Source organism: Sulfitobacter brevis (assembly GCF_900112755.1).
GTDB classification, from domain to species: Bacteria; Pseudomonadota; Alphaproteobacteria; order Rhodobacterales; family Rhodobacteraceae; genus Sulfitobacter; species Sulfitobacter brevis.
Genome location: NZ_FOMW01000006.1, coordinates 66,182 through 86,460, shown reverse-complemented (window position 1 = coordinate 86,460; position 20,279 = coordinate 66,182). Strand labels below are relative to the sequence as shown.

The following is a 20,279-nucleotide window of genomic DNA, read 5'->3' as shown; positions in this document are numbered from 1 at the left end:
CGCAGGACGGGGGCAGCGCCCCCGCCCCACTCAATATATGCCTACCGTACCTTCAACGTTGCCAGACCAATCATCGCGAGGATCAGCGAAATGATCCAGAACCGGATCACAATTGTCGGCTCCGCCCAGCCCTTCTTTTCATAGTGGTGGTGGATCGGTGCCATCAGGAAGACCCGCTTGCCGGTGCGTTTGAAGTACAGCACCTGAATGATCACGCTCATCGCCTCGACCACAAACAGCCCCCCGACAATCGCCAAAACCAACTCGTGCTTGGTTGCCACGGCAATCGCCCCCAGCGCACCGCCCAGAGCAAGCGATCCGGTATCGCCCATAAACACAGCCGCAGGCGGCGCGTTGTACCATAAGAAACCCAAGCCACCGCCAAACAGACCCGCCGTAAAGATCAGAATTTCGCCAGTGCCGGGCACGTAATGCACATCAAGATACTCGGTGAAATCGACCCGCCCGACCGCATAGGAGATCACCCCCAAAGCGCCAGCAGCGATCATCACCGGCATAATCGCCAGCCCGTCCAGACCATCGGTCAAGTTCACCGCATTGGCCGAACCGACAATCACGATGATCGCAAAGGGCACGAAGAGAAAGCCCAGATTAACCAGCGTATTCTTGAACACCGGCAGCGCCAGTTGGTACTGCAAGTCGGCTGGATGATACTGCGCCGCCCAATAACCTGCGATGCCCGCAATCAAAAACCCCAGCAAAAGCCGGACCTTACCGGATACACCATTGACGTTCTGCTTGCTGACCTTGGCATAATCATCGGCAAAACCGATGGCGGCAAAGCTCATGGTGACAAACAGCACCAGCCAGATGAACGGGTTATCCAGCCGCGCCCACATCAATGTCGAGGTCAACAAAGCGCCCACAATCAGCAGCCCGCCCATGGTCGGCGTGCCGGCCTTGGCGAAATGCTGCTGTGGCCCGTCGCCGCGGATCGGCTGGCCCTTGCCTTGGGTGCGGCGCAGCACGGCAATCAGCGGTTTGCCAAACAGAAACCCGAAGATCAGCGCCGTCAGAAAGGCCCCGCCCGCGCGAAAAGTGATGTAGCGAAACAGGTTAAAAAAGTCGCCACCATCCGACAGCAGGGTCAACCAGTAGAGCATTCGTCGTGTCCTTACTCATAATCTTGCGGAGCCTACCCCACGTGTTGCGGATGGCCCATTTTACGGATCGCGTCAACGACCACGCCCAGCTTCATGCTGAGTGAGCCCTTTACCAGCACAACATCGCCAGAATCGAGCCGGTTGCGCAGCCCGCTCAATAATTCAGCCGATGTTTCATGCCACGAGCCGCGTTTATGCTCGGGCAGGTTCTCGAAAAGCGCCTTCATCAACGGTCCGACACAATGCACCACATCGACCGATTTGGTCGCCTCAAGATGCGCCAGCCCCGCATGCAGGGCGATACTATCGGGGCCGAGTTCTTTCATATCCCCTAGTATCGCAATGCGGCGGCCTTTGGTGACCCGCCCGATCCCATCGGTGACGGTTGCACCTGCCAGCACGTCAAGGGCTGCGCCGACCGAGGTCGGATTGGCGTTATAGCTGTCGTCGATGAGTTGTAGCGCCAAATGGGTCTCAACCGGATCGACCACGATGGTTTCACGCACGCCGCGCCCTTTGAAAGGCGTCCAACGGCCTAACGATTGCGCCGCCAGCGCCAGATCAGCACCCAAGGCCTTGGCCACAGCAAGCGCGCCCAAGCCATTCATCGCAAAGTGTTTTCCCGGGCTGGCGATTCTGAACATCAGCGGTGTGCCGTCGGCATCAGCCTGCGCCACGGTCGTGTCGCCCTGCACCTGCACATCGCCCAACTTGAAATGGTGCCCGTGTACCCCGAACTCCAGATCGCGCAATCGGCAATCCACCGCTTTGGCCATCAAAATCGCCGCATGTTCGATATCGGCATTGATCACCGCTGTGCCGCCTGCAGGCACGCCTTCAAAAATCGCGGCCTTCTCAATGGCAATCTGCGATACGTCGTCAAACGCCTCAAGATGCACGGCGGCCACGGTGGTGACCATCGCCACATCGGGGCGGGCGAGCTTGGCCAGCGGCGCGATCTCTCCGGGGTGGTTCATGCCGATCTCGATGATCGCATACTCTGTATCCACCGGCATCCGCGCCAGCGTCAGCGGCACCCCCCAATGGTTGTTATAGCTGTCCACCGAGGCATGGCTGCGGCCCTGATCGGACAAGATCGCCAGCAGCATCTCTTTGGTCGAAGTTTTCCCGACGCTGCCGGTCACACCCACCACTTTGGCCTTGGTCCGCGCCCGCGCCGCCGCACCCAGCTTTTCCAGCCCCGCCAGCACATCTGGCACAATCAACAAAGGCGCATCGGCGGCAACCCCGTCAGGGATATGACTGACCAGCGCGGCGCCGGCGCCCATTTCCAATGCGGCGGCGACAAATTCATGCCCGTCGCGAAGGTCTGTCAACGCTACAAACAAATCACCGCGCTGTAAGGTCCGCGTGTCGATCGAAACCCCGTCACAGGCCCAATCGCCCACAACCTTCCCGCCGGTCGCCGCGGCGGCCTCTGCTGCTGTCCACAAGCTCATGCCAATCTCCCGTCCAGCGCCGCCACCGCGACACTGGCTTGTTCTACATCATCAAAGGGCAGCACATCGTCGCCGATGGTCTGGCCGGTTTCATGGCCCTTCCCTGCGATCAGCAGGGCATCGCCCGCCTCTAGCGCATCAACACCGCGCAAGATTGCCTCGGCACGGTCGCCGACCTCCATCGCCTCGGGCGCGCCCGCCATCACCGCTGCGCGGATGTCGGCAGGTGTTTCGGAGCGCGGATTATCGTCGGTCACAATGACCATATCAGCATTCTCCGCCGCAGCCTGCCCCATCAACGGCCGCTTGCCGCGATCACGGTCGCCGCCCGCTCCAACGATGGCGATCAGGCGTCCCATAACATGCGGGCGCATCGCCTTAAGGGCGGTGGCGACGGCATCAGGCGTATGGGCGTAGTCCACGAACACTGCCGCGCCATTGTCACGGGTGGCGGCCAGTTGCATCCGGCCCCGCACCGTCACCAGATGCGGCAGCGTGTCAAAAACCTCGGCAGGGTCGGCCCCACAGGCGATCACTAGGCCAGCCGCGAGCAACACGTTCTCGGCCTGAAAGCCGCCGATCAACTCCAGCCGTTTCTGATAGGTTTTGCCGCGCCACGCAAAGCGCAAGTCCTGCCCCGTAGCGTCAAAGCGCTGGCCTGTCAGATGCAGATCGCCACCATCGCGGCCCACTGTAATCACCTCACAGCCGCGCGCCTTGGCGATGGCGACCATATCGACGCCCTTGGGGTCATCGATATTGATCACCGCCGTGCCGCCCTCGGGCATCACACGGGCAAAAAGCCCCGCCTTGGCGTCGAAATAGGCATCAAATGTGGCGTGGTAATCCAGATGGTCTTGCGTGAAATTAGTGAAGCCCGCCGCGCGCAAAGTCACCCCGTCCAGCCGCCGCTGATCCAATCCGTGGCTTGATGCCTCCATCGCGGCATGGGTGATGCCATTGGCAGCGGCCTTGGCCAGTGTCCGGTGCAAGGTAATCGGCTCGGGCGTGGTATGGGCCAATGGTGCGGACCATGCACCCTCAACTCCGGTTGTGCCAAGGTTGACGGCTGACAACCCCATTTCGATCCAGATTTGCCGCACAAAGGTTGAAACCGAGGTTTTGCCATTGGTGCCGGTGACAGCGATCATCGTGGCGGGCTGGGCGCCGAACCACAGCGCGGCAGTCAGCGCCAGCGCCTCGCGCGGGGCGTCGGAGATCACCACGGCGACGCCTGCATCCGCCATCAGATCAGCAGCGATGGCCGCGCCTTTGGCGTCGGTCAAAACAGCAGCAGCGCCCATGCGCAGGGCATATTGGATAAATTCGGCGCCGTGCACCTTGCTGCCCGGCATCGCGGCAAAGAGGGTCCCCTCTTTCACCTCGCGGCTGTCCACGGCGATGCCGGTGATGTCAGGGTTGGCGCCCCCCCGGCCCGTCAGGCCAAGAGAGGATAACGAAACGGCCCGGCTGCCCATATCAACATGTCTTTTATCAGTTGCTGCTGGTCAGCGTTATCATGTCTGGGTCAAGGGGTTCAACAGCTGGTCGCACACCAAGCAGCGGTGCAACGCGGCGGATCATCTCGGCGGCCACGGGCACGGCGGTCCAACCTGCTGTGCGGCGCGGCTGCGCACCGGAAGTTTCAACCGGCTCGTCCAGCGTCACGATCAATACGTAGCGCGGATTGTCGGCCGGGAACATGCTGGCGAAGGTCGCGATCACCTTGTCTTTGTAATAGCCGCCGCCCCGTGGCTTGGGCTTGTCTGCCGTACCGGTTTTGCCCGCGACCATATAGCCGGGCACCTCGGCAAAACTCGCCGTGCCATCATCTTCGGAGACCACGCGGCGCAACATCTTGCGCGCCTCGCGGGCGGTGCGCTCGGTGATAACGCGTGGGCCAACAACAGGGCCGTTTTGCTTCATCAGGGTCGGCTTAACCATTGTGCCGCCATTGGCAATCGCCGCATAGGCCGCCGCGAGGTGCATCGGAGAGGTTGAAATACCGTGCCCGTAAGAGATGGTGACAGCGCTTAACTCAGTCCAGCGCTTTGGCACCAAGGGCTTGCCACCCGAAGCTTCAATGATCTCGAAAGGGGTGATGTCGAACAGGCCCAATGACTTGAGGAATTCCTGCTGACGCTCGCCGCCGATCATCAGCGCCATCCGGCCCGTTCCACGGTTCGACGACTTCATAATAATGTCGGAGACCGTGATGGTCCCATAGTTGTGGTTTTTGAATTCGCCGATCGCATGGCCGCCAACGCGCATCGGGCCGGCTGTATTGATCATCGTGTTTTCATTGACCAGCCCCAAGTCCATTGCCTGTGCGGCAGCGAAAATCTTGAAGGTCGATCCAAGCTCGTACACCCCCTGCACCGAGCGGTTAAACAGCGGGCTATCAGATGGGTCGCCCTTCACGGCAGGGCGCGGACGATCATTGGGATCAAAGCTCGGCAGGGAGACAACGCTGATCACCTCGCCGGTATGCACGTCCATCAACACCGATGTCGCACCCTTGGCATTCATCAGCTTCATGCCGCCATAGAGGATACGCTCGGACGCTGCCTGAATGGTGAGATCGAGTGCCAGCTCCAGCGGTTTGGCCCCGTTCGAGGGATCACGCAGATAGTCGTCGAAGTATTTCTCGACGCCCGCCACACCGATCACCTCGGCGGCATGGACGCCCTCCTTGCCATAGCTGGCACCGCCCAGCACATGCGCGGCCAGCGTGCCATTGGGGTATAGGCGCATATCGCGCGGCGCAAACATCAAGCCCGGATCGCCGACATCATGCACAGCCTGCATCTGTTCAGGGCTGATTTTTTTCTTGATCCACAGGAATTTACGCTTGCCGGTGAAGTCTTTGACCAGACGGTCTTGCTCCAGATCGGGGAAAATCTCGACCAGCTTTTTCGCCACACTGACCGGATCAATCATATTGGCCGGTTGCGCATAGAGCGCGTGAGTGTCGAAGTTGGTCGCCAGAATATTGCCGTTGCGATCGACGATATCGGCGCGTGAGGCCGAAATTACCGCACCGGGGGCGTGGGCACGCGGCTCGACCGGATCGGAGGTCGCCAGCAAGGCCATGCGCCCGCCAACCACGGCAAAAGCACAGAAAAAAAACACGCCCAAGACCAACAGACGGCCTTCGGCACGTTGGCGGGCGTGATCGCGCATCTGCTCATGACGAATGCGCTTGTTCTCACGCTCGATCGCGTCGGGGTTTTCACCTTTGGCGCGGGCTTGCAGAATGCGGGCCAGAGGACGAAGCGGCGTGCGGATCATAGCGGTTCCTCGGTGGCATTCATGGAAGAGACATCAACAGGATCAGTGATCGGCAACAGCGGCGCGGGCGGATATGCAACCTGATCGACCTGCCCGAATTGGCCGGGATGCAGGGGCAACAGTTCCAACCGCTCAAAATTGATTTCGGCCAGATCGCGGAGGCGGTCGGGGCGGTTCTGAAACGCCCATTCGGCGCGCAATACAGCAAGCCGTGCATGGGCGGAGCGGATACCCTGGCGCAGTTTGTCGGCGTCATTGAGGGTTTGCTGGGTCGCGTAATTCTCGCGGTAGGCCCAGAACGCAAGGCCGATGACGGCCAGCGAGGTCAGAATATAAAGTACGGCGCGCATCGTTACTGTCCCTTGGCTGGCGGCAACCCGCCTTTGACCATCGGCATGCCGATGGATTTCGCATCGACGTCACCTGACGGCGCATCGGTGCGGGTCGCGACGCGCAGCTTGGCAGAGCGGCTGCGCGGGTTTTCTTCAAGCTCTTCGGCGTCGGGGCCGATGGCCTTGCGTGATTTGATCGTGAATTGCGGCGTGTCTTGCTCGAATTCGGGCGCAAAGCGGTTGGCATTGCCCCCTGTCCCCGTGCGTGCCGTAAGGAACCGTTTGACCATGCGGTCCTCCACCGAATGGAAGGTCACAACCGCCAACATGCCGCCGGGTTTAAGCGCGCGTTCGGCGGCCATAAGCCCCTCGAACAATTCACCATATTCGTTGTTCACCGCAATCCGCAGCGCCTGAAAGCTGCGCGTCGCCGGATGGGATTGCCCCGGCTTGGAGCGTGGCAGGCAGCTTTCGACAATCTGGGTCAATTCCAGTGTGCGGGTGATCGGTACTTCTTCGCGGGTGCGCACGATGGCGCGGGCGATGCGGCGGCTCGCGCGTTCTTCGCCGTATTGATACAAGATATTGGCAATCGTTTCTTCTTCGGCCTCGTTGACAATATCCGCCGCCGAGAGCCCGTCCTGGCTCATCCGCATGTCGAGTGGCCCGTCGCGCATGAACGAAAAGCCGCGTTCTGCCAGATCAAGCTGCATCGAGGACACGCCAAGGTCGAGCACGACCCCGTCTAGGTCCTGCGCATATTCGTCCATTTTGGAGAAAACGCCCTGTTGCATGGTGATGCGGTCGCCAAAGTCACCCGCCCAATCGGCGGCCATTTCAAAGGCGAGCGGATCACGGTCAACCGCGATCACCCGCTCGGCACCAGCCTCCAGCAATCCACGGGTATAACCGCCAGCACCAAAGGTGCCATCGAGCCAAACCCCAGAGACTGGGGCGACCGCGGCCAACAAGGGGCGCAGCAAAACGGGAGTATGGGGGGCGGAAGGTTTGGAGGAGGCCGCGTCAGCCATGGGTCTCACTCCTCGATATCGCCATCCAGGAAGGCAAGCGGATCAACGTCATCCGGCAGGGCATCGGCCCAGACTTCCTCTTCCTTGGCGTAGGTTTCAGGTTTCCATATCTGGAAGGTATCACCGGCGGCAATAAAGAACGCCTCGCCTTCGAGATCGATCTTGCTGCGCAGTTTGGCCGGGAGCACCAGACGTCCGGTCTCGTCCACTGTGGTGGGGTGGGACTGGCCGTTGATCAGGCGCTGCAAGGCTTTACGCTGGATCGAGCCGCGCGGCATGCGGCTGATCTTGTCTTCGACCTCTTCGATCGCTTCCATGGTGTAGCATTCAAGATAATCGCGGCGGTGGTCACCGTAAACGATGACGAGTTCAGGGTTATCGCCGCTCTTCCAGTTCGGATCACCGGCTTCCAAAACACGCCGAAAAGAGGCCGGAATAGATACCCGCCCCTTATTATCGACTTTGTGTTGGCTTTCGCCTCTGAACCTGCGGCTCACCTGTCTGTCCCTGCCTGCGCGTTTGTGCGCTGTTATCGTTTTGTGCCGTTCCCGTTGATTTCGGGTCTTTAAACGTGGAAACGGCGGGTTGATCTGCTGCCACTGATCAACCCGCCGCCCAGTCCCGCAGCTTGGCGGGGGAAGTCCGACTGCGCGCGCCACCTGGGGGGATGTCTGCTCGCCCGCGCGCCGGATCTCGTTGGTCTGATGAAAGCGAGGTGCCTGTATGAAACCTGCTAGGTTTTATTATTATTTGGGGTCGTTTGCTGCCCCGTGTCCCGTTCTCATCCGATGCACTAGGGATGCCACGGGAATTCATGGGCGTCTACATATTTTTTGATGAATTTTCTCAATATCTGGTTTTGCACAGGCTTCTAAAACAAAATGTGGTGCAAAATAAATACGAATTATTACCCTAAATGGTAGTACCTGTTAAATCAGACACAATATATTGCGCACACCCTGATGGGTGTGACAATTCCCCCAAATTCCCAGAAAAGTTCGTGCACAGAGTTATCCACAGGCGGTGTTCGTTGCTTGTTCTTACATCGAACTGTAGGAATCAAGTATTTTCAAGCCTGCGGCGCGGCTCGGGAGACAAATCGGCTGAATTTGGCCGAATCAAAACCGCGAGATTCGGGCAGCGCAGTGGCATGTCGTCCCGTTTGGCCCATCATTTCCCACAATGCCCACGTTTTCCCACGCCACGGCCCATGATTTCCCGATCCCGCCCGTATCGGGCCCGCCAACGCCCTTTGACAGTACCCCTCACCCCCTTTGCCATTGAACTTCCCCCCCGCTCCCGCCAGAAAGTTGTCGCAAGGACAGGGCGGAGAGCATCATGAACACGGCGATGGCGATCATTTCTCATGCGGTGCGCATGCTGACCTACGACACCCGCACCACCCTGCAGATATTATTGCCGCCATTGGCGCTGGTCGTCGGCTCGGCGGCTGCGGCGGCGGTGCTTGCGCCCTCGGCCCTGCACCTTCTCTATATACAAGTGCCAAACGACGACCTGCCAACCGTGGCCAGCTTGGCTGTTTTGCTGGGCTTGGGGATCATCGGGCTAACCGGCTATGCGCTGATGGCGATCTTGTGGCACCGCCATGTGTTGCTGAACGGCGATGCCCGCTCTGCCGCGCTGCGCCCCGATGTGCCGACTGTGTTCAGCTACCTATGGCGCGCCACGCTCGTTGGATTGGTGCAAATGCTGGTCTCTATCCCGATTGCCTTTGCCATGGCGCTGGTCGGCGGTGCGGCCCTGTCAACCGGCGCTTCGCCGAGCTTGCTGATATTCGTTGTTCTGGGCGTGCTGTCTGGCGTTTTGTTTCTCTGGGTCGCTTTGCGGATCAGCATGGTGCTGCCTGCCGCCGCGATGGGCCAGAAGATGCGGATCGCCGAAAGCTGGCAGATCACCGCCAGCGCCGCCACTCCCATTCTGGGCGCGGCGCTCATCCTGGCACTGCTGAATGGTGTGATCTCGCTGGCGGCCACAACCCTGTTGCCTGATGCCCCCGGGATCAGACTGGTGATCGAGACGGTAATCTATGCCCTCGAAGGTCTGGTTTTCATCTCGGTGCTGACCACGCTCTATGGCCATCTGGTCGAGGGACGTCCCCTCCACCAGCCCACCGAAGAGTAACCTCAGGCGACGCCGCGTTCGATCAAATCTTGGGCAATGCGGGCATAGGCTTCGGCCATCGGGCCATCACCAGCGGCAATCGGCGTGCCGCCATCGCCGGCCAACCGCGTTTCCAGATCAATCGGCAAGGATCCAAGCAGCGGCAGGTTTAATGCATCGGCCTCGGCGGCCACACCGCCATGGCCAAAGATCTGATGCTGCGCACCGCAGTCAGGGCAAACAAACAGGCTCATATTTTCAATCAAGCCCAAGACAGGCGTCTTCAGCGTTTTGAACATGTCCAGCGCCTTGCGCGCATCGATCAGCGCCACGTCCTGCGGGGTGCTCACCACAATCGCGCCGGTGAGCTCGGTTTTGGTGCAGAGCGTCAATTGCACATCGCCGGTGCCTGGCGGCAGATCGACGAGCAACACGTCCAGCTCGCCCCATTCAACCTGCCCCAACATCTGCTGCAATGCCCCCATCAGCATCGGCCCGCGCCAGACAATCGCCTTGCCCTCCTCCATCATCAGGCCGATCGACATCATCGTGACGCCATGCGCCTGCAATGGAATAATGGTTTTGCCATCGGGGCTGGCGGGGCGTTTGCTCACCCCCATCATGCGCGGCTGGCTGGGACCGTATATATCAGCATCGAGCAGCCCGACCTTGCGCCCTGCCCGCGCCAGCGCCACCGCGAGGTTCGCACTTACCGTCGATTTACCAACACCGCCCTTGCCAGAGCCAATCGCCACGACACGCGCAACGCCTTTGGGCTTGGTCGGACCGTCTTGGGGTTTGGGATGGCCGCCGATTTTCAGGCTTGGCGGTTTGGCTGCCGGACCATGCGCCGTCAGCGCCGCTTGGACCTTGGCGACACCGGCGATTTCAGACACAACCTTTTCGGCAGCATCGCGCAGGGGCCCCATCTGCCGCGCCACGTCGGCATTTGGCGCCTCAATAACAAAATGCACCACATCGCCTTCGATTCTTAAGGCGCGGACCAGATCATGGGCCATCAGGTCCCTGCCGTCGGGCAAGGTGACGCGGGCCAGAGCGATCTCTACATCGGAGCGGGTTACAGACATGCTTCATTTCTCCTCATTCCGGCCCCTGAAATGGCAGGTTATACACAAAGCGCAAGGGGCTGGGCAGTTGCGCGTAATCCTTAGGCAAAGCTGCCGCGCGATTAACCAGATGCCCTATGTTTTTGCTGCATAGCAGCATTGCAAAATTCCGCATTGTGCATACGCAGCAAATACCCAAATATAGGGTCATGGAGAGGCCAACAGGCATCTCTACGGAAAGACCAGACAAGCTCATCCTCCTCCCGAGTGAGTCTGTTTTAAGCGGCGGCATCGTCCTCCTCCCAGATGTCGCCGCATTTTTTCCCGAACCATTCCCCGCCCTTACAACCCGAAGTTGATGCGTATCGCGCTGCCGTACGTCCTGTGTGCCAACCCTGCCCAGATCTTTACGCGCGAAAAATTCTTGTGGTGTTACCAAAGTTGATTTCAAGGGAAGTGTACGTTACGTCACTCATGCGATTGCTGCATAGCAGCATTGCCGATACGTCCGTTGTCCTGACGATTTAAAGGCGTACATACCCCTCAATCGAAATGATCAAAAACGATCTGATCCGAATTCAAGAGGCGCCCTAATGGCATATGTAAACACGACATCCGCAACGACCCCTTCTTTCTTTGCCCGCATCGGCACAGCGTTCGACGCAATGGCAACCCGCTATAAGCAGCACCGCATGTACCGTCAGACATTTGATGGTCTCAGCGCGCTGAGCAATCGCGAGCTGGCCGATCTGGGCCTCAACCGCTCCGAGCTGCGCTTTGTGGCCTGGGAATCTTCACGCAGCCAGGCTGACTAAGCCCACTGCATATCAGATCGGACGGCAGCCGCGTATCGCAGAGCAGCCGTCCGTAACCCAGCCTCCGCATCATTCTCCTCCTCCCTGATGGTGCGCGGGTAGGGACCGACCCGAAGCCGACCCTCCCTCGATGCTTCGGGCCGCCATGAGAGCGGCGGCGCCTACCTCCCTAGGTGCCGCCGTTTTCTATTTTACCTCAGAAAAATCTAACAGCCTGTGGGCTTGGGCGTGGTCCGCGCCGTCTCGGGGCTGCCGCTGCGCCGTTACGCCCACAAACAACGTGCCGCTTTAAAACGGTACGTCGTCGCTTGTGCTTACAAAACGCGAGACGACCTTTTTAACGCCCGCCTTGTCAAACGCGACCTCCAGCTTGTCGCCCTCAATGCCGCTAATCTCGCCGTAGCCGAATTTCTGGTGGAACACGCGGTCCCCGACTGAAAAGCTGCTGACGGCGGTCATGTCGATCACCGGGTTGCGGCTCTCCTGCGGCTGGCTGACGCCACGCTCGCTGCTGCGCGCCTGCAAACGGCGCCATCCGGGCGAGTTGTAGACATTCGCATCGGCGGCCTTTTGATACAGGTTGCTTTTAGGCATCGCTGCGCCAAAGCCACCGCCATAAAGCCCGGGCGGTGTCAGCACCTCGACATGCTCTTGCGGCAGTTCATCGATAAACCGCGACGGCATCGCCGATTGCCACTGGCCAAAGACCATGCGGTTGCCAACAAAGGAGATCGTGCACAGCTGTTCGGCGCGGGTAATCCCGACATAGGCCAGCCGTCGCTCTTCCTCCAACCCCTTGATACCGCTTTCATCCATCGAACGTTGCGAGGGGAACAAACCGTCTTCCCACCCCGGCAAGAACACCGCCGGAAATTCCAGACCTTTGGCCGCGTGCAGCGTCATGATCGAGACCTTCGCCCCGCCATCATCGCTCTCATTGTCCATGATCAGGCTGACGTGCTCCAGAAACCCTTGCAGGTTTTCGAACTGCTCCAACGCCTTGACCAGCTCCTTGAGGTTTTCCAGCCGCCCCGGCGCTTCGGGCGTTTTTTCGTTTTGCCACATGCCGGTATAGCCGCTCTCATCAAGGATGATCTGCGCCAGTTCAACATGGCTGACCTCGGGCGGGCCGTATTCAATGCGCCCGACACCGAAGTTGCCTTGGTCCTGCGGGTCGTCTTCCAGCACGCTGTCATCGTTGATCGCCTCGACCACCGGACCGCGTAACATGGCGCTCCAGCGATCAATCCCTTCAACCAGCAGCCGCAACTGCGCAGCGCCCTTGCCGCCCAGACCAGCGTCTGCCAGCAAAATTCGCGCACCTTCGACCAGATTGGTGCCATGCTCCCGCGCCGACCGCTGGATTTTCTGCTGCGCCACGTTGCCCAAACCACGTTTTGGCGTGTTCACAATCCGCTCGAACGCCAGATCGTCATCAGGGCTGGTGACAACGCGGAAATAGGCCATCGCGTCGCGAATCTCCAATCGCTCGTAAAAGCGCGGGCCGCCGATCACGCGGTAGGGCAGCCCGATGGTCAGAAACCGGTCTTCGAAGGCGCGCATCTGATGGCTCGCCCGCACCAGAATCGCCATACCGTCCAGCGACATCGCGTCCATCCCGCGGGTGCCGCGCTGCATCGCCTCGACCTCATCCCCGATCCAGCGCGCTTCTTCTTCGCCGTCCCAATGGCCGATCAGGCGCACTTTCTCGCCCTCGGTCTCTTCGGTCCATAGCGTTTTGCCCAGACGCCCTTCGTTGCCTGCGATCACACCGGAAGCAGCGGCGAGAATATGCGGCGTCGAGCGATAGTTCTGTTCAAGCCGCACCACATGCGCGCCGGGAAAATCCTTTTCAAACCGCAAGATATTGCCGACCTCGGCCCCGCGCCAGCCATAGATCGACTGATCGTCATCGCCGACACAACAGACGTTGCGGTGGCCCTGCGCCAACAGCCGTAGCCACAAATATTGCGCCACGTTGGTATCTTGGTATTCGTCGACGAGGATGTATTTGAACCAACGCTGGTATTGCCCCAACACATCGGGAAATTTCTGAAAAATCGTCACCATATGCAGCAATAAATCGCCAAAATCGACGGCGTTCAGCTCGATCAACCGCTTCTGGTACTGCGCATAAATCTCGGTGCCACGATGATTGTAATGCCCGGCATCCGCCGCAGGCACCTTATCCGGCGTCAAGGCGCGGTTCTTCCAGCCATCGATGATCCCCGCCAGCATCCGCGCGGGCCAGCGTTTATCGTCAATGCCCTCCGCCGCCACCAACTGTTTGAGCAAACGCAGCTGATCATCTGTGTCCAGAATGGTGAAGTTCGATTTGAGCCCCGCCAACTCCGCATGACGCCGCAACAGCTTCACACAAATCGCATGGAAGGTGCCAAGCCACGGCATGCCCTCAACCTGCTGGCCCAACATTTGGCCCACACGATTCTTCATCTCGCGTGCTGCTTTGTTGGTGAATGTTACCGCCAAAACCTCGTTCGGCCGTGCCCGCCCTGTGACCATCAAATGCACGATCCGCGCGGTCAATGCGCGGGTCTTTCCCGTGCCCGCGCCTGCCAGCATCAACACCGGCCCGTCCATTTGCTCTACCGCCGCGCGCTGCGCCGGATTCAACCCGTCAAGATAAGGCTGTGGCCGCGCGGCCATCGCCCGCGCCGACAGCGAGGCCCCTTCAAAGGCGTCCATTTCATCGAAACTGCTCATCCTCGCAGTCTAGCCAGATCGCACAGAAAGGAAAACCCGTGTTCTACACCTGTTCCCCTTCAATTGGCCAAATAAACCCCGGCGATCCGCGTGATGCCTTGACGGTCCGGACAAACTTACGGTCGCCGATCCTGCCATCTGCGAAATTCTGGCGCAAATTCGCCAGAATTCACCGCAATTCGGCATTGCGCCGCATCGCAGCATCCCTAGAGTACTGCTCATGTCTTAACCTTAGGGGGTCTTAATGACTGAATTCCGCAAAATCCTGATCGCCAACCGTGGTGAAATCGCCATTCGCATCATGCGTGCTGCCAATGAAATGGTCAAACGCACGGTCGCGGTCTATGCGGAAGAAGACAAGCTCGGCCTGCACCGGTTCAAGGCAGATGAAGCATATCGCATAGGCGAAGGCCTTGGCCCCGTGGCCGCCTACCTCTCGATTGACGAGATGATACGCGTCGCCAAAGCCTCGGGCGCGGATGCGATCCATCCCGGCTATGGGCTGCTGTCGGAGAACCCCGAGTTCGTTGATGCCTGCGAAAAAAACGGCATTACCTTCATCGGACCGCGCGCTGAAACCATGCGCGCGCTTGGCGACAAGGCCTCGGCCCGCCGCGTCGCGGTACAGGCAGGCGTGCCGGTCATCCCTGCCACCGAAGTGCTCGGCGATGATATGGCCGCGATCAGAAAAGAAGCAGCCGAGGTTGGCTATCCGTTGATGCTCAAGGCGTCATGGGGCGGCGGCGGGCGCGGCATGCGCGCGGTCATGAACGAAAAAGAACTGCCCGAAAAGATCATGGAAGGCCGTCGCGAGGCCGAGGCCGCTTTTGGCAATGGCGAAGGCTATCTGGAGAAGATGATCCTCAAGGCCCGTCATGTCGAAGTTCAGATTCTGGGCGACAAACACGGTGAAATCTATCACCTGTTCGAGCGGGATTGCTCGGTCCAGCGCCGCAACCAGAAGGTCGTGGAGCGCGCTCCCGCGCCCTATCTGACCGAAGAACAACGCACCGAGATTTGCGAATTAGGCCGCAAGATCTGCGCCCATGTGAACTATGAGTGTGCCGGTACTGTCGAATTCCTGATGGATATGGACGACAACAAATTTTACTTCATCGAAGTGAACCCGCGTGTGCAGGTGGAACATACCGTCACCGAAGAAGTCACCGGCATTGATATCGTGCGTGCGCAAATCCTGATCGCCGAAGGCAAGACGCTGGCCGAGGCAACCGGCAAGACCGAGCAGTCGCAGATCACCCTAAATGGTCACGCACTGCAAACCCGCGTCACCACCGAAGACCCGCAGAACAACTTCATCCCCGATTACGGTCGCATAACTGCGTACCGTTCGGCGACGGGCATGGGCATCCGCCTGGACGGTGGCACGGCTTATGCGGGCGGCGTGATTACGCGCTACTACGACAGCCTGCTAACCAAAGTTACCGCCAAGGCACCAACGCCGGAAATGGCCATCGCGCGGATGGACCGTGCCTTGCGCGAATTCCGCGTGCGCGGCGTTTCGACAAACATCGCCTTCGTCGAGAATCTGCTGAAGCACCCGACCTTCCTCGATAATACCTACCACACCAAATTCATCGACGAGACGCCGGAGCTGTTCCACTTCAAGAAGCGCCGCGACCGCGCCACCAAGGTGCTGACCTATATCGCCGATATCACCGTCAACGGGCATCCCGAGACCAAGGGCCACCCACGCCCCGCCGCCTCCGTGCGCGCGCCCCGTGCGCCGCAGACCAAAGCCGAACCGAGCATGGGCACCCGCAACCTGCTGGAACAAAAAGGCCCGCAGGCCGTGGCCGACTGGATGGGCCAGCAGCGCCAGTTGCTGATCACGGACACCACCATGCGCGACGGGCACCAGTCCTTGTTGGCAACGCGGATGCGCAGCCATGATATGATCAAGATCGCCCCCGCCTATGCCGCTAATCTGCCGCAGCTTTTCTCGGTTGAATGCTGGGGCGGTGCGACCTTCGATGTGGCCTACCGCTTTTTGCAGGAATGCCCGTGGCAGCGGTTGCGTGATCTGCGCGAGCGGATGCCGAACCTGATGACCCAGATGCTGCTGCGTGCCTCGAATGGCGTCGGCTATACCAACTACCCCGACAATGTGGTGCAGAAATTTGTCGCGACGGCTGCGAATACCGGCGTCGATGTGTTCCGCGTGTTCGACAGTCTGAACTGGGTCGAAAACATGCGCGTTGCGATGGACGCGGTGATTGAAGCGGGCAAGGTCTGCGAAGGCACGATCTGCTATACCGGTGATATCTTTGATCCGGCGCGGGCCAAGTACGACCTCAACTACTATGTCGCGATGGGCAAAGAACTGAAGGCGGCTGGCGCCCATGTTCTGGGCCTTAAGGACATGGCGGGGCTTTTGAAACCTTCTCAGGCGCGGGTCTTGGTAAAAGCGCTGAAAAACGAGGTCGGCCTGCCGATCCACTTCCACACCCATGATACTGCAGGCAGTGCTGTCGCCACGATCCTCGCGGCCTCCGAGGCGGGCGTTGATGCGGTGGATTGCGCGATGGATGCATTCTCGGGCAATACCTCGCAGGCGACCTTGGGCACCGTGGTTGAATCGCTGCGCCACACTGACCGCGACACCGGCCTTGATATGAAAGCCGTGCGCGAAATCTCAGACTATTGGGAAGAGGTCCGCACCCAATATGCGGCCTTCGAGACCGGCATGCAGGCGCCTTCGTCGGAGGTATATCTGCACGAAATGCCTGGCGGGCAGTTCACTAACCTCAAGGCGCAGGCCGCCTCGCTGGGGCTGGATGATCGCTGGCCCGAAGTGGCACGCACCTACGCAGATGTGAACCAGATGTTTGGCGATATCGTCAAGGTTACCCCCTCCTCCAAGGTTGTCGGTGACATGGCGCTGATGATGGTGAGCCAAGGCCTGACCCGCGCCGAGGTCGAGGACCCCAAGACCGAAGTTTCCTTTCCCGACAGTGTAATCGACATGATGCGCGGCAATTTGGGCCAGCCTCCGGGCGGCTTTCCCGAAGGCATCGTCAAGAAGGTGCTGAAAGGCGAAGCGCCCAATCTGGAACGCCCGGGCAAGCACCTCGCGCCTGTCGATCTCGAGGCAGTACGCGCCAAGCTTTCCAAAGAACTCGAAGGGATGCCCATCGATGATGAGGACCTCTGCGGCTACCTGATGTATCCCAAGGTGTTCCTTGATTACATGGGCCGCCACCGGACTTATGGCCCTGTGCGCACCCTGCCGACGCCGACCTTCTTTTACGGCATGGAGCCATCGGAGGAAATCAGCGCCGAGATTGATCCCGGTAAGACGCTGGAAATCCGCCTGCAAGCTGCTAGTGAAACCAACGAGGACGGCGAGGTCAAAGTGTTCTTTGAACTCAACGGCCAGCCCCGGGTGATCCGTGTGGCGAACCGTTTGGTGAAAGCAACCACTGCACAGCGCCCCAAGGCCGAAGCCGGCAACGACAACCATATCGGCGCACCGATGCCGGGGGTTGTTGCCTCCGTGGGCGCGGTCGTCGGGCAGAAAGTTAGTGCGGGTGATCTATTGCTGACCATCGAAGCGATGAAGATGGAAACCGGCATCCACGCCGAGCGCGATGCGGTGGTGAAGGCCGTTCATGTGCAACCCGGCGGGCAGATCGACGCTAAGGACCTGCTGGTGGAGTTGGAGTAACACTCAAGCGCCGCGGCTCAGCATTGCGGCCAGTCCTCATTCGGGGCTGGCCGTAGCTACTTTTGGCTACTGTCCCTTCGTTGCTCGCGCAGACGAAGCACGAAAGCGGGCGCGATGTCGCATTGCCAGTCAGCGCCGCGCAGCTATCTTTGCGCCATGCCGTACGAGTGGACCACCGCCCCCGATGCAACGCCGCAGCAGATGCGCCTCTGGCCGCATCAATCGCTGCCGCCGCGCGGGTTTGCGGCATTTATCCTGATTACCTTCGTGCTGATTCTGATCCCGATCCTGTCGATGTTGGGCACCATCCTGCTTTGGGCTCTGCTGCCGTTTGTGCTGCTAGCAGTGGGCGGCATGTATTTGGCGTTGCAACGTAATTTCCGCGCCCGCCAGATCGAAGAAATACTGACGCTGGACGAGACCCACGCCCGCCTTCGGCGCAAGGGTCCTGACGGCAGCGTCAAGGAATGGGCCTGTAACCGCCATTGGATCCGCCTTGAGAAATACGAAAAAGGCGGTCCGGTGCCGCACTACGTTACCCTGCGCGGTGAAGGTCGCGAAGTGGAAATCGGCGCGTTTCTAAGCGAGGAAGAACGCATCGCGTTGTTTGATGATTTGACGCGCGCCCTGTTTCGTTAGTCTGCGCTTGCGACAAACCCTCACGAGCCTTCCCCGACAAGCGAAAGATTGCCATTTTTTGTTCCCATACGGACGAATGGTTTTTATCGGTGCTACAGCGCTTTACCTTGGCGCAATCGAAACGGAATTGTATTGTATTAATGAGTGACGCCCTCTCGGCCGTCAAAACTGGGGGCTAAATGGCCGTAGACGCGCTTATAGACGTGGGACTGCTGTTTGATGCAGCACCGATTGCACAGATTGTGCTGGATTCCGATCTGCATATTGTGGCTGCAAATTTGTCCTACTGTGCGATGATAGGACGTGGCCGTGAGGAGCTTATCGGCAAGAACGCCTATGAGATTTTCAAGGCAAACCCCGATGATCCCGACGCCGACAACGAGGCGGCATTGCAGGCCACTGTTTTGCGTGTTCTCGGCACTGGCGTGGCTGAAGAGATGACCCCGCACCAGCATGACATTCAGGATGCCGACGGCCACTATACTGTGCGGCACTGGCAACTGACCGTCTCACCTGTGTTCACGGACAGCACCAAACCTGATGTTACCACCCACGCTCTCATTTGCGTTGAAGACGTGACCAAGGCTGTCTTGGGCCTGCGTATCAACGAAGCCAAATCGCGTGCGGCGATGCGCGGTACAGACATCACCTATTTCGAATTCGATTATGCAAACCACACGCTAGAACGCACTCCGCAGCTTGATGCGATGTTCGGGTTTGATCACAACGAGACCGGAAATGACGTTCAACCATTTTTTGAGCGCATCTACCCTGACGACCTGCCAGCCATAAACGATGAGATCGAGCGGGTGGTGCGCACGGTCGGATCAAATTACCAAAATGATTACCGCTCCCTTTGGCCCGACGGCACGGTCCGCTGGCTGATGGGCCGCGGTGAATCGATCCGCGACCCCCAAACCCAAAGCATTTTAATCGTCGGCGTCGTCTTGGATGTCACCGACTTCAAACTAAACGAAGCGCGCCTGCAATCCGCGCTGGATACGCAGAACCTGTTGATGTCCGAAGTGAACCACCGCGTGAAAAACTCGCTGCAGATGGTGTCGAGCATCCTCAACCTTGAGGCACAGCAAACCAAAGACGCGGTGGCGCGCGATGTTTTGCGGGCCGCGACGGCGCGGGTCCATGCGGTGGCTGCCATTCACGCCTCGCTTTACGACGGGGAGGATCTGGAGTCCGTGCGCCTCGATACCTATCTGGAGCGTTTGAAAGAGCATCTGATCACGTCGCTGTCCTCGGAAGGCACGCAGATGCGGATCATACTCGACGTGGAGCCGATCCGCCTTTCTACCGACAAGGCTGTCACCCTATCGCTCGCCGTAAACGAATTGGTCACCAATTCATTTAAACATGGCACGTGGGCGGATGGCCAAGGCACCGTCAAAGTATGGTTGCGACGACACGACAACAATAAAATCGCCTTGGATGTAATTGATAATGGAACACAACGCGCCGACGGACCGTTAGTTCGTGAGACCACACCATCGGGCCTGGGCACGCGCCTGATCGCCGGAATGGCGGCGCAGCTTAATGGCAAGATAGAGGAAGATCACACAGATGGGTGGCGAACGCGCATTATCTTCCCCGGATAAGGAACCCGCTCTGCGGATTCTTGTCGTCGAAGATAACGTGTTCATCGCGTTCGATCTTGAAGCGCAAATTCAGGACATGGGCCATGTGGTTGTCGGCATCGCCATGACCGCCAGTTCGGCCATCGAAATGTCGAACCAGCATCGGCCCGATCTTGCGATTGTCGACTTGCAACTTGCTGACGGCAGCCGAGGTCAGGATGCCGCCGAGCATCTGAGAACCGAGCTCGAGATTCCCTCGATTATCGTGAGTGGTAGCCTGCATCACGTCACCGCAGATGAACGCGCTATCATCCAGCCTATTGCGATGCTGTCAAAGCCATTGCTGCCCAACGAGTTGCGTCAGGTGATCGACAAGATGGCGAGCAGCCAGCGCGCATAAA

At 59.4% G+C, this 20,279-nt stretch carries 15 protein-coding genes; 6 read left to right on the top strand and 9 right to left on the bottom strand.

Annotation, left to right across the window (positions count from 1 at the left end):
- Window positions 1-41 precede the first annotated feature (41 nt).
- Genes mraY through mraZ form a run of 7 tightly spaced genes read right to left on the bottom strand, consistent with a single transcriptional unit; the run spans window position 42 to window position 7,735 of the window.
- Window positions 42-1,124: a phospho-N-acetylmuramoyl-pentapeptide-transferase gene (gene mraY, locus BM174_RS09630; RefSeq protein ID WP_093923647.1), complete on the bottom strand. Its 1,083-nt coding sequence runs from the start codon at window positions 1,122-1,124 to the stop codon at window positions 42-44.
- A 32-nt stretch (window positions 1,125-1,156) separates the two neighbouring features.
- On the bottom strand, window positions 1,157-2,584 hold the full coding sequence (locus tag BM174_RS09625; RefSeq protein ID WP_093923646.1) for a UDP-N-acetylmuramoyl-tripeptide--D-alanyl-D-alanine ligase: 1,428 nt from the start codon (window positions 2,582-2,584) through the stop codon (window positions 1,157-1,159).
- Entirely contained in the window at window positions 2,581-4,062 is a 1,482-nt protein-coding gene (locus tag BM174_RS09620; RefSeq protein WP_093923645.1) for a UDP-N-acetylmuramoyl-L-alanyl-D-glutamate--2,6-diaminopimelate ligase, read from the bottom strand. Before BM174_RS09620 ends, BM174_RS09625 begins: the two co-directional genes overlap by 4 nt.
- 16 nt (window positions 4,063-4,078) lie before the next feature.
- Window positions 4,079-5,875: a peptidoglycan D,D-transpeptidase FtsI family protein gene (locus BM174_RS09615; protein WP_093923644.1), complete on the bottom strand. Its 1,797-nt coding sequence runs from the start codon at window positions 5,873-5,875 to the stop codon at window positions 4,079-4,081.
- Window positions 5,872-6,225: a cell division protein FtsL gene (gene ftsL, locus BM174_RS09610; protein ID WP_093923643.1), complete on the bottom strand. Its 354-nt coding sequence runs from the start codon at window positions 6,223-6,225 to the stop codon at window positions 5,872-5,874. The genes BM174_RS09615 and ftsL overlap by 4 nt, the downstream gene beginning before the upstream one ends.
- Before the next feature lie 2 nt (window positions 6,226-6,227).
- Window positions 6,228-7,238, bottom strand: coding sequence for a 16S rRNA (cytosine(1402)-N(4))-methyltransferase RsmH (gene rsmH / locus BM174_RS09605; protein ID WP_093923642.1), 1,011 nt, complete (start codon window positions 7,236-7,238; stop codon window positions 6,228-6,230).
- A 5-nt stretch (window positions 7,239-7,243) separates the two neighbouring features.
- Window positions 7,244-7,735, bottom strand: coding sequence for a division/cell wall cluster transcriptional repressor MraZ (gene mraZ, locus BM174_RS09600; RefSeq protein WP_093923641.1), 492 nt, complete (start codon window positions 7,733-7,735; stop codon window positions 7,244-7,246).
- A gap of 841 nt (window positions 7,736-8,576) precedes the next feature.
- Between mraZ and BM174_RS09595 the strand changes: the two genes are divergently transcribed.
- Entirely contained in the window at window positions 8,577-9,380 is an 804-nt protein-coding gene (locus BM174_RS09595; RefSeq protein ID WP_093923640.1) for a hypothetical protein, read from the top strand.
- Window positions 9,381-9,382: 2 nt separating this feature from the next.
- Here BM174_RS09595 and BM174_RS09590 read toward each other — a convergent pair whose 3' ends face one another.
- Window positions 9,383-10,447 (bottom strand): Mrp/NBP35 family ATP-binding protein, encoded by a 1,065-nt coding sequence (locus BM174_RS09590; protein WP_093923639.1) that lies wholly within the window; start codon window positions 10,445-10,447, stop codon window positions 9,383-9,385.
- Window positions 10,448-11,019: 572 nt separating this feature from the next.
- Here BM174_RS09590 and BM174_RS09585 point away from each other — a divergent pair.
- Complete coding sequence (locus BM174_RS09585) at window positions 11,020-11,241, top strand: DUF1127 domain-containing protein (RefSeq protein WP_093923638.1); 222 nt, start codon at window positions 11,020-11,022, stop codon at window positions 11,239-11,241.
- 288 nt (window positions 11,242-11,529) lie between these two features.
- On the opposite strand, the gene BM174_RS09580 is transcribed toward BM174_RS09585, so the two are convergent.
- The gene (locus BM174_RS09580) at window positions 11,530-13,965 is read right to left on the bottom strand and encodes a UvrD-helicase domain-containing protein (protein WP_093923637.1); all 2,436 of its coding nucleotides are present in this window, start codon (window positions 13,963-13,965) and stop codon (window positions 11,530-11,532) included.
- 244 nt (window positions 13,966-14,209) lie between these two features.
- Between BM174_RS09580 and BM174_RS09575 the strand changes: the two genes are divergently transcribed.
- The 4 genes from BM174_RS09575 to BM174_RS09560 all read left to right on the top strand — a co-directional run bounded on the left by BM174_RS09575 (window position 14,210) and on the right by BM174_RS09560 (window position 20,278).
- Complete coding sequence (locus BM174_RS09575; RefSeq protein WP_093923636.1) at window positions 14,210-17,650, top strand: pyruvate carboxylase; 3,441 nt, start codon at window positions 14,210-14,212, stop codon at window positions 17,648-17,650.
- A 156-nt stretch (window positions 17,651-17,806) separates the two neighbouring features.
- Window positions 17,807-18,289 (top strand): DUF2244 domain-containing protein, encoded by a 483-nt coding sequence (locus BM174_RS09570; RefSeq protein WP_093923834.1) that lies wholly within the window; start codon window positions 17,807-17,809, stop codon window positions 18,287-18,289.
- Between the two features lie 179 nt (window positions 18,290-18,468).
- Entirely contained in the window at window positions 18,469-19,899 is a 1,431-nt protein-coding gene (locus tag BM174_RS09565; protein ID WP_093923635.1) for a sensor histidine kinase, read from the top strand.
- Complete coding sequence (locus BM174_RS09560) at window positions 19,865-20,278, top strand: response regulator (RefSeq protein WP_093923634.1); 414 nt, start codon at window positions 19,865-19,867, stop codon at window positions 20,276-20,278. Before BM174_RS09565 ends, BM174_RS09560 begins: the two co-directional genes overlap by 35 nt.
- Window position 20,279 lies beyond the last annotated feature (1 nt).

Bases quoted from the DNA above. Each gene is read 5' to 3' on its own strand.
- BM174_RS09575 (WP_093923636.1), top strand. From the start codon at position 14,210: ATGACTGAATTCCGCAAAATCCTGATCGCCAACCGTGGTGAAATCGCC.
- BM174_RS09620 (WP_093923645.1), bottom strand. From the start codon at position 4,062: ATGGGCAGCCGGGCCGTTTCGTTATCCTCTCTTGGCCTGACGGGCCGG.
- BM174_RS09590 (WP_093923639.1), bottom strand. From the start codon at position 10,447: ATGTCTGTAACCCGCTCCGATGTAGAGATCGCTCTGGCCCGCGTCACC.
- BM174_RS09570 (WP_093923834.1), top strand. From the start codon at position 17,807: ATGCCGTACGAGTGGACCACCGCCCCCGATGCAACGCCGCAGCAGATG.
- BM174_RS09560 (WP_093923634.1), top strand. From the start codon at position 19,865: ATGGGTGGCGAACGCGCATTATCTTCCCCGGATAAGGAACCCGCTCTG.
- BM174_RS09625 (WP_093923646.1), bottom strand. From the start codon at position 2,584: ATGAGCTTGTGGACAGCAGCAGAGGCCGCCGCGGCGACCGGCGGGAAG.
- BM174_RS09565 (WP_093923635.1), top strand. From the start codon at position 18,469: ATGGCCGTAGACGCGCTTATAGACGTGGGACTGCTGTTTGATGCAGCA.
- BM174_RS09595 (WP_093923640.1), top strand. From the start codon at position 8,577: ATGAACACGGCGATGGCGATCATTTCTCATGCGGTGCGCATGCTGACC.
- ftsL (WP_093923643.1), bottom strand. From the start codon at position 6,225: ATGCGCGCCGTACTTTATATTCTGACCTCGCTGGCCGTCATCGGCCTT.
- mraY (WP_093923647.1), bottom strand. From the start codon at position 1,124: ATGCTCTACTGGTTGACCCTGCTGTCGGATGGTGGCGACTTTTTTAAC.
- BM174_RS09580 (WP_093923637.1), bottom strand. From the start codon at position 13,965: ATGAGCAGTTTCGATGAAATGGACGCCTTTGAAGGGGCCTCGCTGTCG.
- BM174_RS09615 (WP_093923644.1), bottom strand. From the start codon at position 5,875: ATGATCCGCACGCCGCTTCGTCCTCTGGCCCGCATTCTGCAAGCCCGC.
- rsmH (WP_093923642.1), bottom strand. From the start codon at position 7,238: ATGGCTGACGCGGCCTCCTCCAAACCTTCCGCCCCCCATACTCCCGTT.
- BM174_RS09585 (WP_093923638.1), top strand. From the start codon at position 11,020: ATGGCATATGTAAACACGACATCCGCAACGACCCCTTCTTTCTTTGCC.